Origin of the sequence: Streptomyces mexicanus (assembly GCF_902506575.1) — a bacterium.
GTDB classification, from domain to species: domain Bacteria; phylum Actinomycetota; class Actinomycetes; order Streptomycetales; family Streptomycetaceae; genus Streptomyces; species Streptomyces mexicanus.
In genome coordinates, this window is record NZ_LR732544.1 from 3,823,187 (window position 1) to 3,835,408 (window position 12,222).

Consider the following 12,222-nt stretch of genomic DNA (forward strand, 5'->3'; position numbering starts at 1 on the left):
GCTGCTATAGCGTAGAGCGGTGCCGGAACCGGCGGATGTGTATAGGAGGGGGGTGGTGGGCGGCGCCGGAGGGTAAAAGAAATGCTGAGCGGCGGTCCGGCCACCACCGGGTCCGCCACTCGGCACCCGCTCCACCGAACACGACCGCAAGGAAGCGAAGCGCAGCCATGCCCAGCGATCCCTACGCGGTCCTGCGCGCCCTCGTGCGCGCGGAGGCCGCCCGCAGCACCCGCAAGCCACCGCCCTCGGCCCTCGAAGATCCCCCCGGCCCCGAGACCGGGGAACACCCGCCACCCGCTCCCGACGAACCGGAACGCGACTGACACCCCGCAGCCCGCAGCCGACGGCCGGCATCCGACAGCCGGAGGCAAAGGAGGCCGCAGGCAGCCCGGGGCCGAGCCGGGGGAGGTCCGGCCCCGGAGTCCGACCGAACGGCGAGCAGGCGAGCAGGCGGGCAGTTCGGGGCCGCGGCCCTGACGGGCCGGGCGCAGCACGGCCCGGAGTCCGGCCGGACGACGAGCAGTTGGGGATCCGGCCACGGCTGAGCGGGCAGTCGTAGGGCCGGGCGCCGGGGCGGAGGCGTCCGGCCCGGTGCCGTTCCCGGTTCACCCGGGTTTGTCATGGATTTTCCGGCGCCGCACTACGTCGCCGAGGCTGCGCCCGCAACCTCCGGGCCGGTAGGCTTTCCGTGTGATCTTCAAGCGCATCGGAAACGGCCGGCCGTACCCCGACCACGGCCGGGAAAGCACCCGGCAGTGGGCGGACGTCGCTCCGCGCCCGGTCCGCCTCGATCAGCTCGTGACCACCAAGCAGCAGCTCGATCTGGAGACCCTCCTCGCGGAGGACTCGACCTTCTACGGGGACCTCTTCGCGCACGTCGTGAAGTGGCAGGGCGACCTGTATCTGGAGGACGGCCTGCACCGCGCCGTACGCGCGGCGCTGCAGCAGCGGCAGGTGCTGCACGCGCGCGTGCTGGAGCTGGACTGACCGCCTCCCGAAGCCGGCCGGAGAGCCGTCGCGCCCACCGGCCGTTCGGGGACGGCCTGGACCCTTCGTTCGCAGGCGGCCTGGACCCTTCCTTCGTGGGCGGCCTGGACCCTTCGTTCGGGGACGGCTTGGACCTTTCGGGTTCTGCTGAGCAGATCCAATGATCATCTAGTAGGAATCGCGCCCCCGGCGCACTACGCTGCGCCCATGAGCATGCTGACTCCCCCCGGCATGGGCGGGCAGTACCGGATCACGGGGAACAAGTACCCGCGGATGCGCAGGCCCCGGCGGCACGGCAGGCTCGTGTTCCTTCTCGTCGCCTCCGCGGCCGCCCTCGGAGTGATCGGCTGGGGCACGTGGCAGCTCATCGACGTCTTCACCGGCGGCAAGAAGGCCGCGGCGGCCGGCTCGTCGACCCACTGCGCCACCGGCGCGGCGGCCAAGTCCTCGCCCTCCCCGGCGAGCACGGCCCAGGCGCTGCCCAAGCCGGGTCAGATCACCGTCAACGTCCTCAACGCCACGCCCCGCAGCGGCCTGGCCAAGCAGACCGCGGACGAACTCAAGAAACGCGGATTCCGCATCGGCCAGGTGGGCAACGCGCCGAAGGAGTACGACAAGAAGGTCAAGGGGGCCGGCCTCCTGCTCGGCCCGGCCTCGTCGATGAACACCGCGCTGCCGGTGCTCGGCACCCAGCTGCCGGGCGCCGAGCGCCGCGCCGACACGCGCAAGGGGACCGACGTCGACCTGATCATCGGCACCGGGTTCCAGCAGCTGGCCCAGCGGCCGGCCGCCGACAAGGCCCTGGCCGCCCTGAGCGCGCCGAAGCCGGCGTCCAGCGCCCCGGCCAAGGGTTGCTGAGGACGGAGACCAAGGGCTGCTGAGGGCGGACGCCGCCAGGACCGGGCGCCCGCTTCCCGGTTTCCGTGACCGCGGCCCGCTGTCCGCTGCCTGCCGACCGCTGGCCGGCCAGCCGCTCCCCGCGACCTGCCGACCGCTGCCCGGTCGGCCATTGCCCGCGACCTGCTGACCTGCCGACCTGCTGACCGCTAGCCGGCCAGCCCGTACATGCGGTCGCCCGCGTCACCGAGGCCGGGGACGATGTAGCCCTGCTCGTTGAGGCGTTCGTCGACCGAGGCCGTCACGACGGTCACCGGGGTGCCCGCCAGGTCCCGCTCCATGACCGCGACACCCTCGGGCGCGGCCAGCAGCACCACCGCGGTCACGTCGTCGGCACCGCGCTTGATCAGCTCCTGGATGGCCGCGACCAGCGTGCCGCCGGTGGCGAGCATCGGGTCCAGGACGTACACCTGGCGTCCGGAGAGGTCCTCCGGCATGCGGGTGGCGTACGTCGAGGCCTGCAGCGTCTCCTCGTTGCGGATCATGCCGAGGAAGCCCACCTCGGCGGTCGGCAGCAGGCGCACCATGCCGTCCAGCATGCCGAGGCCGGCCCGCAGGATCGGCACGACCAGCGGGCGCGGGTGGGACAGCTTGACGCCGGTGGTCTGCGCGACGGGCGTGAGGATGTCGACCTGCTCGGTGCGCACGTCCCGGGTCGCCTCGTAGGCGAGCAGGGTGACCAGCTCGTCGGCGAGCCGACGGAAGGTGGCGGAGTCGGTGCGGCGGTCGCGCAGCGTGGTGAGCTTGTGGGCGACCAGGGGGTGGTCGACGACATGGAGACGCATGTGCCAACAGTAACCGGGCGCCCGACCGGGCCGCCCGGCGCTCCTGTGGCATCAAACCCGCTGTCCGGGGGAAAGTGGGAGGGACGTACGGGGGGAAGCAGCGATGGCCGACCGGCGACCGCCGACCGGCGATCCGTCGACAACCCCTCCCTGGAGAACCCGTTCCCCCGCGAGCAGCCGGAGGCGGTGGACATTCCGGAACCCATGAAGCCCACACACCGATCCCAACGGCCCCCCACCGCTAACACGACAGATACGACGGACACGACGGTCACGACGGACGCGACAGACGCGACGAACGCGACGGACACCGCCGCACCGCACGGCCCCGCCGCCCGGTCCGCCCGCACGGCCGAGCCCGCCCCGGCCGAGCCCGCCCAGGCCGATGCCGAGCGGCGTCGGCGGCGGGCGCAGTTCCTGCGCGACCTCGCCGAGGCGCGCCGGCTGCGGGACCGTGTCCAGCCCCGCCGTGCCAAGACCGCCCGGCTGCGGCACGCGATGCGCATGCGCACGTTCCGCTGGTAGGTCGGGTAGGGCGGCCGGTGGGTCGGCACCCGAAAGAAGACAGCAGTCGGCACCCGAAAGAAGACAGCACAAAGCCCCCAGCAGAAGCCCGGAAAACCCGCCCCGGCGGCCCGTCTCACAGCCCGCCTCACAGGGCCGGCCCCGGCAGTCGGCCGACACCAGCGGCCGACGTTCCGGGGTGGCCGCACGTGACCGCCGGGAAAAGCCGCGTACGATCCGCAGATGGCGGCAACGAGTGCGCCGGTGGATGCCTTCCCGACGTACGACACCCCAGCCGGACACAGGGAGCCGAAGACATCCCCTGAACGCCTTGTTTCTGCCACGATTCCGAGTGGGTGGGGCTCGGAGCCCAGCTCTCTCCGCCCAGAACCTCCGCCGGGGGGACCCCCAACCGGCACGCCTATGACCAGTGGGAGAGTCACGGTGTACTTCGCCGCACTGCTCGCGCGCACCGAAGACGGGTGGGAAGCGAGCGACACAGAGCTCGACGATGTGGAGACGCTGTCCGACCTGGCCGACCTGGCCCGGGAAGCCTCGGCCGAGGACGACACGGTGCTCGTCCTGATCGAGCAGGAGGACGCGTGGTTCGGCGTCGTCCGCGTGGACGGCGAGGACGACCCTCGTATCTACGTCTCGGACGCCGCCGCCGCTGCCCGCAGTGCGTACGGCGAGATCCTGCTCACCGACGAACTGCTCGGCCGGGAACCCGGCGACGACGGCCCCGACCTGGACTCCCTCGACCTCGACGGCACGGAGGACGGAGAGCCCGCGTCCACCGAGAACGTCGAGGAGGAGACCGGCGGCCTCGACGCGATCACGCACAGCCCGCTCGGCGACACCGAGATCCTCGACGACCTCGGCGTCAGCGAGAAGGAGCTGCGCTCCCTGCAGGCCGACGACGCGCTGAGCGCGATCGCCGAGGCCCTGGGCGCCTCGGAGGTGCTGGAGACCGTCCGCTGACCGTGCAGGAAACCCCGATCACCCCCGACCGGCACCCGGACCCGACGTCCGGCCCCGGGCGGCACCTCGACCCGACCCCCGACCCGGTCCCCGACCGGCGCCCCGACCCGGTCCGCGACCCATGGCGGGACGCGATGCGGCTCGCCCTGCGGGAGGCCGGAGAGGCCGTCCGGGGCGGGGACGTGCCGGTCGGCGCGGTCGTGCTGTCCGCCGACGGCACGACCGTCCTCGGGGCCGGGCACAACGAACGCGAGGCCACCGGCGACCCCACGGCCCACGCGGAGGTCCTGGCCCTGCGGCGGGCCGCCGCGCGCGCCGGGCAGTGGCGGCTGTCCGGTTGCACGCTGGTGGTGACGCTGGAGCCATGCACGATGTGCGCAGGGGCCATCGTGCTCTCCCGCGTGGACCGGGTGGTCTACGGCGCCCGCGACGACAAGGCGGGTGCCGCGGGCTCGCTCTGGGACGTCCTGCGCGACCGGCGGCTCAACCACCGGCCCGAAGTGATCGGGGGCGTGCTCGCCGAGGAGTGCGCCACGCTGCTCACCGACTTCTTCCGCGCCCGTTGAGCAGGCGGGCACAAACCGATTTCAACCCTTGGCCCGGTGTGCTGTAAGGTCTCCCTCGGTAGCGTGTCCGAGCGGCCGAAGGAGCTCGCCTCGAAAGCGAGTGTGGCGCAAGTCACCGAGGGTTCAAATCCCTCCGCTACCGCCAGGAAAGGGCCCCGTCCGACAGCGGACGGGGCCCTTTGCGTGGTCTCTCCGCGGTCTCTCCGCGGACTCTCTCGCGGTCTCTCTGCCCTCTCTCCGCGGCCTCCGTGCGATCATCGTGCATCGTCGTGGGAACATCGGGCGGGCAACCAGCGACAGGGGAGGCCGCGATGGCGGTGAACGCCAAGAAGATCGTCCTCTACGTGATCGTGGTCTTCGTGCTGTACGTGATCATCACGGACCCGGCCAAGGCCGCCGACTACGTGCAGATAGGGTTCGAGGGCATATCGGACGCCGCCAAGGCCATCGGCGACTTCATGACCTGGGTCGCCCACGGAGGAAAGTAATGATCCGCCACCTGGTGCTCTTCAAGCTCAACGAGGGCGTCGAGCGCGACGACCCGCGCGTCGTCAAGGGAGTCGAGGCCTTCCGCGCCCTGGGCGGCCAGATCGACGAGCTGCGCTTCTGGGAGTGCGGCTGGAACCTCAGCGACCGGCCCATCGCCTACGACTTCGCGATCAACTCGGCGGTCGAGGACGCCGACGCCCTGCAGCGGTACCTGGAGCACCCGGCCCACCAGGCCGGCGTGGCCCTGTGGCGGGAGTTCGCCACCTGGGTGATCGCGGACTACGAGTTCTAGCCCGCGGGCGCGGCCCGAGGGGCGGTCCGGCGGCTCGGCCGGCGGCCGACCCCCGGGGCCGTGCGACCGGGCAGCCGGACGGCCGGCCCCGCACCGGAACGGTGCGGGGCCTTGTCGCGTTCCGGGCCCCCATTCCGGGGTTTCGTCGCTCAACACGTATGTATGCGGTGCTTGAACACTTAGCTCCTGTCTTGTGATGCTATGACCGCTTTTGACGGATGAGTTGATCGACGAAGAGGTGGCGTTGACCGTGTCGGCCAGTACTGCGCCGCCCCAGGAGGAGGCTTCCGCCCGGACCCCCGCCCCGGAGAAGCGTCGCGGCGCCGACACCCGGGCGCTCACCCAGGTGCTCTTCGCCCAGCTGAAGGAGCTCGAACCGGGCACGCCCGAGCACGCCCGCGTGCGCGGGGCGCTCATCGAGGCCAATCTCCCGCTCGTACGCTACGCCGCCGCCCGCTTCCGCTCCCGCAACGAGCCGATGGAGGACGTCGTCCAGGTCGGCACCATCGGGCTGATCAACGCCATCGACCGCTTCGACCCCGACCGGGGCGTGCAGTTCCCGACGTTCGCCATGCCGACGGTCGTCGGCGAGATCAAGCGCTACTTCCGCGACAACGTCCGCACCGTCCACGTCCCGCGCCGGCTGCACGAGCTGTGGGTGCAGGTCAACAGCGCCACGGAGGACCTGACGACGGCGTTCGGGCGGTCCCCCACCACCGCCGAGATCGCCGAGCGGCTGCGCATCACCGAGGACGAGGTGCTCTCCTGCATCGAGGCGGGCCGGTCGTACCACGCGACCTCGCTGGAGGCCGCGCAGGAGGGCGACGGGCTGCCCGGACTGCTGGACCGCCTCGGCTACGAGGACCCCGCCCTCGACGGCGTCGAACACCGCGACCTGGTCCGCCACCTCCTCGTCCAGCTGCCCGAGCGGGAGCAGCGCATCCTGCTGCTGCGGTACTACAGCAATCTCACCCAGTCGCAGATCAGCGCGGAACTCGGTGTCTCCCAGATGCACGTCTCCCGTCTGCTGGCGCGCAGCTTCCAGCGGCTGCGCTCCGCGAACCGGATCGACGCGTGACCGAGAACCAGCCGCACATCGGATCGACCCGCGACCGAGAACCGGCCGAGAACCGGACCGACGCGTAACCGCAAACAGGAGCGAGGCGTCACCGGCACGAGCGAATCGCCCACCAGGGCGGATACCGACACCCGCGCCCCGAAAGACCGTCAGACCCCTTCCATGCAGGGCCTATTCACATCTCGGATGTCGACATGTCACTACAGCGCGTTGCCGACATGTGACATTCTGCGGGAAGCGCGTTTGCCGCAGCTTCGGCTCCGGTATTCAGGTGAGGGCTGAGTTCTCCTCGTCACAGAACCCGGCCCGCGACCGTCCCGCGACCCAGAGGGGGTGGCATGTCCGCAGACCAGGGCAGCTCCGAGGTGCTGACGCTCACCAAGAGCGAGGCGCCTTCCCCGGCGCTCGAGCCGTTCGACGCCCTCGACGACGTGGCGGCCCTTCAGGCCGTTCCGGCCCCGGCCACGCCCGCCCCGGCCCTGCCGGCCGCGGAGAGCATCGACACCCGCACGCTGTCCCGCTCCCTGTTCCTGCGGCTCGCCGCGCTCGCCGAGGACAGCCCCGAGCGGGCCTACGTCCGCGACACGCTGATCGAGCTGAACCTCCCGCTAGTCCGCTACGCCGCGGCCCGCTTCCGCTCGCGCAACGAGCCGATGGAGGACATCGTCCAGGTCGGCACCATCGGCCTGATCAAGGCGATCGACCGCTTCGACTGCGAACGCGGCGTGGAGTTCCCGACGTTCGCGATGCCCACGGTGGTGGGCGAGATCAAGCGCTTCTTCCGCGACACCTCGTGGTCGGTACGGGTGCCCCGGCGCCTGCAGGAGCTGCGGCTGGCGCTCACCAAGGCCAGCGACGAGCTCTCGCAGAAGCTGGACCGCTCCCCGACCGTCGGCGAACTGGCCGCCGTGCTCGGGGTGTCGGAGGAGGACGTCGTCGACGGCCTCGCGGTCGGCAACGCCTACACCGCCTCCTCCCTCGACTCGCCGGCCCCGGAGGACGACGGCGGTGAAGGCTCCCTGGCCGACCGCCTCGGCTACGAGGACACGGCGCTGGAGGGCGTGGAGTACCGCGAGTCGCTCAAGCCGCTGCTGGCCAAACTGCCGCCCCGGGAGCGCCGGATCATCATGCTGCGCTTCTTCGCCAACATGACCCAGTCGCAGATCGGCGAGGAGGTCGGCATCTCGCAGATGCACGTCTCCCGGCTGCTGACCCGGACCCTGGCCCAGCTGCGGGAGGGCCTGATCTCTGACTGACCCGCCGCCGCCCCGCCCGAGTCCCCCTGCGAGCGCACCGCACCGGCGGGCGGGACACCCGCGGAGAAACCGCATCCCACGGCCGCCGGACCGCTCCCACGCGTGGTCCGGCGGCCGCCTTGTGCGTCGCGCCTACTTGAACGCCAGCCAGGCGACCGCCGCGACGACCACCACGACGGCGACGATGCCGACGATCAGGCCGACGCGAGGACCGCTGGGGGCTGCCTGCTGCCGCCTGCCCTGGGGAGCCTCGTCGACGAACGCGCGGAACATCTGGGTGCTGCCGGCGGGGTCGTAGTTGCCCTGGGGGCCCTGGGTGTTAGCCATGGCCCGAGACCCTAGCGAAAACGCGGGTGCTGCCCAAGCGGGGGGTTGGGCCGATGCGGCTTGGCACGCGGCCGAGTTGGGGCGGCCGGACCCCGGGGGTCGTTCCGCGGGCACACGCCGCGATGTCGAGCCGACCGGTGGTGCGTCCCGGACGGGACGATCTGTACCGGTCTGCCCCGGAGGGTGAGCAGCTCCGACTGGTATAGACCCTTTCACCTGCGGATTTACATTCGCAATACTTGCCTTTGCCAAGGTTTTGCGACGCCGACCCCCGATTTGTTTGCCTGTAGCAACCAACCGGCTCTATGGTTGCCCTAAGCAACGATTACGGGAGGTGCGATGGCCGCGCAGGCGCAGTACGAAGAGCTGGTGCGCCAGCTCAGCGCCATCGGAGCCGTGAAAAGGGACCTGGGGCGGATCCTGCCGGCCGACTGCCCGGCCGGCTCGGCCGCCGTCCTCACTCTCCTCGGCCGCCACGGCGACATGCGCATGAGCAAGCTCGCCGAACTGCTCGCCGTGGACATGTCGGTGACCAGCCGGCACGTGACGCACCTCGCCGCCCGCGGCTGGATCGAACGGCTGCCGGACCCCGCGGACAAGCGCTCGCGCATCCTGCACCTGACACCCGCCGGCCTGGACCGGCTCGACGACCTGTCCCGGCGGACCACCCATCTGCTCGCCGATCGGCTCAGCGACTGGAGCGACGACGAGGTCGGCCAGCTCATCCGTCTGATGAGCCGCCTGCGCGACAGCTTCGGCGACTGCCGGTCCCACCCGGTGCGGATCCCCGCGGCCGCGGCCGCTCCCGTGATCGAAGAGACCACCCGTACACCCGCAAACACACGTAAGTAAAGGAAGCCCATGGCAACGACCACACCAGCCGGTGTGCGGGCTCACGCCAAGCACGGGGGAGGCTCCCCGGACAGCGCTCAGATGACGCACCGGCAGATCATGGAGGCGCTCTCCGGGCTGCTGCTCGGACTGTTCGCCGCCATTCTGTCCTCGACGATCGTCACCAACGCACTGCCGACGATCATCAAGGACCTCGGCGGCGGCCAGTCGGCCTACACCTGGGTCGTCACCGCGGCGCTGCTCGCCATGACGGCCTCCGTACCCCTGTGGGGCAAGCTCGCCGACCTGCTCAGCAAGAAGGCGCTCGTCCAGATAGCCCTGGTCATCTACGTCGCCGGTTCGGTCATCGCGGGTCTCGCGCAGAACCCCGCGATGCTGATCACCGCGCGTGTCGTCCAGGGCCTGGGCGCCGGCGGTCTGTCCGCCCTGGTGCAGGTCATCATGGCCGCGATGATCGCGCCGCGCGAGCGCGGCCGGTACTCCGGCTACACCGGCGCGACGTTCGCGGTCGCGACCGTCGGCGGCCCGCTGCTCGGCGGTGTCATCACCGACACCAGCTGGCTGGGCTGGCGCTACTGCCTCTTCGTCGGTATCCCCTTCGCCCTGATCGCCCTGCTGGTGCTGCAGAAGACCCTGCACCTGCCGGTCGCCAAGCGCGAGGTCAAGATCGACTGGGCCGGTGCCTTCTTCATCACCGCCGCCGCCTCGCTGCTGCTGCTCTGGGTGACCTTCGCGGACGACAAGTACGACTGGCTGTCGTGGCAGACGGGCACGATGGTCGGCGGCACGATCGTGCTGGCGCTGCTGTTCGTGTTCACGGAGACCAAGGCCAGCGCGCCGATCATCCCGCTGCGCCTGTTCCGCAACCGCACGATCGCCCTGGCCTCGGCCGCGTCGCTGTTCGTCGGCGTGGGCATGTACTCGGGCACCGTGTTCTTCTCGCAGTACTTCCAGCTGGCCCGGGACAAGTCCCCGACGATGTCGGGCGTCATGACGATCCCGATGATCGGCGGTCTGTTCATCGCCTCCATGGTCTCCGGCCAGATCATCAGCCGCACCGGCCGCTGGAAGGCGTGGCTGGTGGCCGGCGGTGCCTGCCTGACCGCAGGTCTGGGCCTGCTCGGCAGCATGCGCTACGACACCCCGTACTGGCACCTGTCGATCTACATGGCGCTGCTCGGCGTCGGCGTCGGTATGACGATGCAGAACCTGGTGCTGTCCACGCAGAACCAGGTCGCCCCGCAGGACCTGGGCGCCGCGTCCTCGACCGTCAGCTTCTTCCGCACCCTCGGCGGTGCCGTGGGCGTCGGTGTCCTCGGCTCGGTGATGTCCACCCGGATCACGCACCACGCCAAGGACACGATCATGTCGCTCAGCCCGCAGGCGCGGGCCGCCGCGGGCAAGGCGATGAGCGGCGGCGGTCAGCTGCCCGACATGGACGCGCTGCCCCACGCCGTGCGCACCTGGCTCGAGAGCGCCTACGGCCACGGCATCGCGGACGCCTTCCTCTACGGCGCGCCGTGCGCGTTCGTCGCCTTCCTGTTCATGCTGTTCATCAAGGAGGTCCCGTTGCGCACCACCGGCGGTCTGGCCCAGGCGGCCCAGCAGAACTCCGGCGAGGCCCCCGCACCGGCCGAGGCCGAGGCCCCGCTCGCCGAGGCTTCCGCCACCGTCCCCACGCCTGTCGTGGAGGAGCGCAAGCCGAGCTGGGCGACGACCTCGGACGTGTTCGAGCCCGCCGCGCAGGCGGAGGGCACCCAGCGGCTCGCCGCGGTGGCGACGCTGGAGCACGACGCCCCGGCCCAGGCCAGCGGCGGCGGTGGTGGTGTTCCGGTGCGTGGTGTGGTGCGCGGTGCGGAGAGCGCTCCGGTGCCGCAGGCCGCGATCACGCTGATCTCCCTGGCCGGACGCCAGCTGGGCCGCTCCGTCGCCCAGAGCGACGGCACCTCAACTCCCCCTGCAGGGACCCCTCCTCCCCCCTCGAACAGACGAAGACCCCGGGGCACGAGCACCGGGGGCCGAGGATGAGGTACAGTGAGCGCCGAGCACCGACTCCGGTCGGCGTCTTACGCGGGTGTAGTTTAATGGTAGAACATCAGCTTCCCAAGCTGAGAGCGCGAGTTCGATTCTCGTCACCCGCTCCATAATTAAGGCCCAGGTCAGAGACCCGGGCCTTTTTGCTGTCTTTGGTGATCACTCGCCGCGTGCCAAATTCGTGCCAGAAGACTTCTCGGCCGCCTTCCTGGCCACGGCGGCCCGAGCCTTCCGGACGGTGGCGTCGAGGCCGGCGGCGACCTCCTCCTGTCGCTCCTCGTCGGAGTGCTGATGGATCAGTGCGGCCTTCTCGGAGGACTGCCCGGCGCGCACCATCTGTCCTTGAGGGTGGCGCCGGACCGCGTGGACAGCGTGTGTCCCCTGTGACGGAGGTCGTAGAACCGGAAGCCCTCGGGCATACCGACGATCTCGCGTGCCCTGCGCCACTTCCGGCCGAAGGTGCTGCGGCGGAACGGAGCCCCCAGCTGGTGCACCAACTGAGCCACCGACCCAAGGTGTCCCCGCAGCGGCGGTGCCGGTTGCTGCTGACGGTACGGACCGGCGAGCAGACCCTAAAGCCTGCTCGACGTTCTGCCAGCCACGTTTCAACGACTGCCCGAGACGCTCACCCCATCGATGAAGACGGACATCGCTCCTGTGTGGCGGATGCCGGTCGGCTCCACGGCTTTAGGCAGCCAATTTGGCGCGAGCCTCGGAGATCACGGCCCAAGATCAGGCACTAACGAGCAGGTTCACAAACCTGCCCGATCCGCGGGCCAGCGTAATGGGCGTGATCACTCGCGCCAAATCAGCTCCATCCCAAAGCCGTTCCACCAACCTCCAGTATCGTCTCCCAACCGTCGCCAAATGATCACAGCTTTCGCATGTGGTCGCTCCCTGATGCCTCATCAACCGCTGTCATGAGAGCTGAACCAGCCAAGAAACTTAGCGACCTGCGCTGTGATTGCGAAGGATCCCGCAAAGGAAGTGGCTGCCCATCGCACTGAAGCCCATGGTGCCTCACCACAGAGCATCGCCACTTCCCCAACGAGGAGTGCACAGACAACAGATGCAAGAAAAATGATTGCAACGTAATGCGACCTGCAGTCACGAGCAGCCAATTCGAACGATCCCAATCGTCAGGTGAGCGAACCAAGGCCACAATGACGCTCCG

General features: G+C 70.3%; 13 protein-coding genes, 2 tRNA genes and 2 pseudogenes. 14 read left to right on the forward strand and 3 right to left on the reverse strand.

Annotated features, from left to right (window positions below):
- Positions 1–167 precede the first annotated feature (167 nt).
- From GV126_RS17040 to GV126_RS17050, 3 genes are all read left to right on the forward strand, one after another.
- Complete coding sequence (locus tag GV126_RS17040) at positions 168–323, forward strand: hypothetical protein (RefSeq protein WP_159667472.1); 156 nt, start codon at positions 168–170, stop codon at positions 321–323.
- Between the two features lie 367 nt (positions 324–690).
- Entirely contained in the window at positions 691–987 is a 297-nt protein-coding gene (locus tag GV126_RS17045; RefSeq protein WP_004943146.1) for a type II toxin-antitoxin system VapB family antitoxin, read from the forward strand.
- A gap of 231 nt (positions 988–1,218) precedes the next feature.
- The gene (locus GV126_RS17050) at positions 1,219–1,845 is read left to right on the forward strand and encodes a LytR C-terminal domain-containing protein (RefSeq protein WP_159673823.1); all 627 of its coding nucleotides are present in this window, start codon (positions 1,219–1,221) and stop codon (positions 1,843–1,845) included.
- Between the two features lie 188 nt (positions 1,846–2,033).
- On the opposite strand, the gene upp is transcribed toward GV126_RS17050, so the two are convergent.
- Complete coding sequence (gene upp, locus GV126_RS17055; RefSeq protein ID WP_028421356.1) at positions 2,034–2,669, reverse strand: uracil phosphoribosyltransferase; 636 nt, start codon at positions 2,667–2,669, stop codon at positions 2,034–2,036.
- 204 nt (positions 2,670–2,873) lie between these two features.
- Between upp and GV126_RS17060 the strand changes: the two genes are divergently transcribed.
- The 8 genes from GV126_RS17060 (at position 2,874) to GV126_RS17095 (ending at position 7,835) form a co-directional block, all read left to right on the forward strand.
- A complete protein-coding gene (locus tag GV126_RS17060) occupies positions 2,874–3,194 on the forward strand; it encodes a hypothetical protein (RefSeq protein WP_185947375.1) in 321 nt (106 codons plus the stop codon).
- Positions 3,195–3,617: 423 nt separating this feature from the next.
- Entirely contained in the window at positions 3,618–4,154 is a 537-nt protein-coding gene (locus GV126_RS17065) for a tRNA adenosine deaminase-associated protein (RefSeq protein WP_159673827.1), read from the forward strand.
- A 134-nt stretch (positions 4,155–4,288) separates the two neighbouring features.
- The gene (gene tadA, locus GV126_RS17070; protein WP_159673825.1) at positions 4,289–4,720 is read left to right on the forward strand and encodes a tRNA adenosine(34) deaminase TadA; all 432 of its coding nucleotides are present in this window, start codon (positions 4,289–4,291) and stop codon (positions 4,718–4,720) included.
- A 57-nt stretch (positions 4,721–4,777) separates the two neighbouring features.
- Positions 4,778–4,865, forward strand: a tRNA-Ser gene (locus GV126_RS17075).
- A 166-nt stretch (positions 4,866–5,031) separates the two neighbouring features.
- Positions 5,032–5,208 carry a hypothetical protein gene (locus GV126_RS17080; RefSeq protein WP_028421352.1) on the forward strand — a complete coding sequence of 59 codons (177 nt, stop codon included), beginning with the start codon at positions 5,032–5,034 and terminating at the stop codon, positions 5,206–5,208.
- Positions 5,208–5,501 carry a Dabb family protein gene (locus GV126_RS17085; RefSeq protein WP_159667475.1) on the forward strand — a complete coding sequence of 98 codons (294 nt, stop codon included), beginning with the start codon at positions 5,208–5,210 and terminating at the stop codon, positions 5,499–5,501. The genes GV126_RS17080 and GV126_RS17085 overlap by 1 nt, the downstream gene beginning before the upstream one ends.
- A gap of 244 nt (positions 5,502–5,745) precedes the next feature.
- Positions 5,746–6,579, forward strand: a complete 834-nt coding sequence (locus tag GV126_RS17090) for an RNA polymerase sigma factor SigF (RefSeq protein ID WP_185947365.1) — start codon at positions 5,746–5,748, stop codon at positions 6,577–6,579.
- Positions 6,580–6,917: 338 nt separating this feature from the next.
- Positions 6,918–7,835 (forward strand): RNA polymerase sigma factor SigF, encoded by a 918-nt coding sequence (locus GV126_RS17095; RefSeq protein ID WP_159667481.1) that lies wholly within the window; start codon positions 6,918–6,920, stop codon positions 7,833–7,835.
- Positions 7,836–7,967: 132 nt separating this feature from the next.
- Here GV126_RS17095 and GV126_RS35825 read toward each other — a convergent pair whose 3' ends face one another.
- The gene (locus GV126_RS35825; protein ID WP_185947318.1) at positions 7,968–8,162 is read right to left on the reverse strand and encodes a hypothetical protein; all 195 of its coding nucleotides are present in this window, start codon (positions 8,160–8,162) and stop codon (positions 7,968–7,970) included.
- A gap of 339 nt (positions 8,163–8,501) precedes the next feature.
- Between GV126_RS35825 and GV126_RS17105 the strand changes: the two genes are divergently transcribed.
- From GV126_RS17105 to GV126_RS17115, 3 genes and pseudogenes are all read left to right on the forward strand, one after another.
- Positions 8,502–9,014, forward strand: coding sequence for a MarR family winged helix-turn-helix transcriptional regulator (locus GV126_RS17105; protein WP_159667487.1), 513 nt, complete (start codon positions 8,502–8,504; stop codon positions 9,012–9,014).
- A gap of 81 nt (positions 9,015–9,095) precedes the next feature.
- Positions 9,096–10,982: pseudogene (locus tag GV126_RS17110) on the forward strand (MDR family MFS transporter); the annotation flags it as partial.
- A gap of 102 nt (positions 10,983–11,084) precedes the next feature.
- Positions 11,085–11,158, forward strand: a tRNA-Gly gene (locus tag GV126_RS17115).
- Between the two features lie 49 nt (positions 11,159–11,207).
- Here the strand turns inward: GV126_RS17115 and GV126_RS17120 are convergent.
- Positions 11,208–11,542, reverse strand: a pseudogene (locus GV126_RS17120) (tyrosine-type recombinase/integrase); the annotation flags it as partial.
- Positions 11,543–12,222: the final 680 nt, after the last annotated feature.

Bases quoted from the DNA above. Each gene is read 5' to 3' on its own strand.
- GV126_RS17040 (WP_159667472.1), top strand. From the start codon at position 168: ATGCCCAGCGATCCCTACGCGGTCCTGCGCGCCCTCGTGCGCGCGGAG.
- GV126_RS17050 (WP_159673823.1), top strand. From the start codon at position 1,219: ATGGGCGGGCAGTACCGGATCACGGGGAACAAGTACCCGCGGATGCGC.
- upp (WP_028421356.1), bottom strand. From the start codon at position 2,669: ATGCGTCTCCATGTCGTCGACCACCCCCTGGTCGCCCACAAGCTCACC.
- GV126_RS17060 (WP_185947375.1), top strand. From the start codon at position 2,874: ATGAAGCCCACACACCGATCCCAACGGCCCCCCACCGCTAACACGACA.
- tadA (WP_159673825.1), top strand. From the start codon at position 4,289: ATGCGGCTCGCCCTGCGGGAGGCCGGAGAGGCCGTCCGGGGCGGGGAC.
- GV126_RS17080 (WP_028421352.1), top strand. From the start codon at position 5,032: ATGGCGGTGAACGCCAAGAAGATCGTCCTCTACGTGATCGTGGTCTTC.
- GV126_RS17085 (WP_159667475.1), top strand. From the start codon at position 5,208: ATGATCCGCCACCTGGTGCTCTTCAAGCTCAACGAGGGCGTCGAGCGC.
- GV126_RS17095 (WP_159667481.1), top strand. From the start codon at position 6,918: ATGTCCGCAGACCAGGGCAGCTCCGAGGTGCTGACGCTCACCAAGAGC.
- GV126_RS35825 (WP_185947318.1), bottom strand. From the start codon at position 8,162: ATGGCTAACACCCAGGGCCCCCAGGGCAACTACGACCCCGCCGGCAGC.
- GV126_RS17105 (WP_159667487.1), top strand. From the start codon at position 8,502: ATGGCCGCGCAGGCGCAGTACGAAGAGCTGGTGCGCCAGCTCAGCGCC.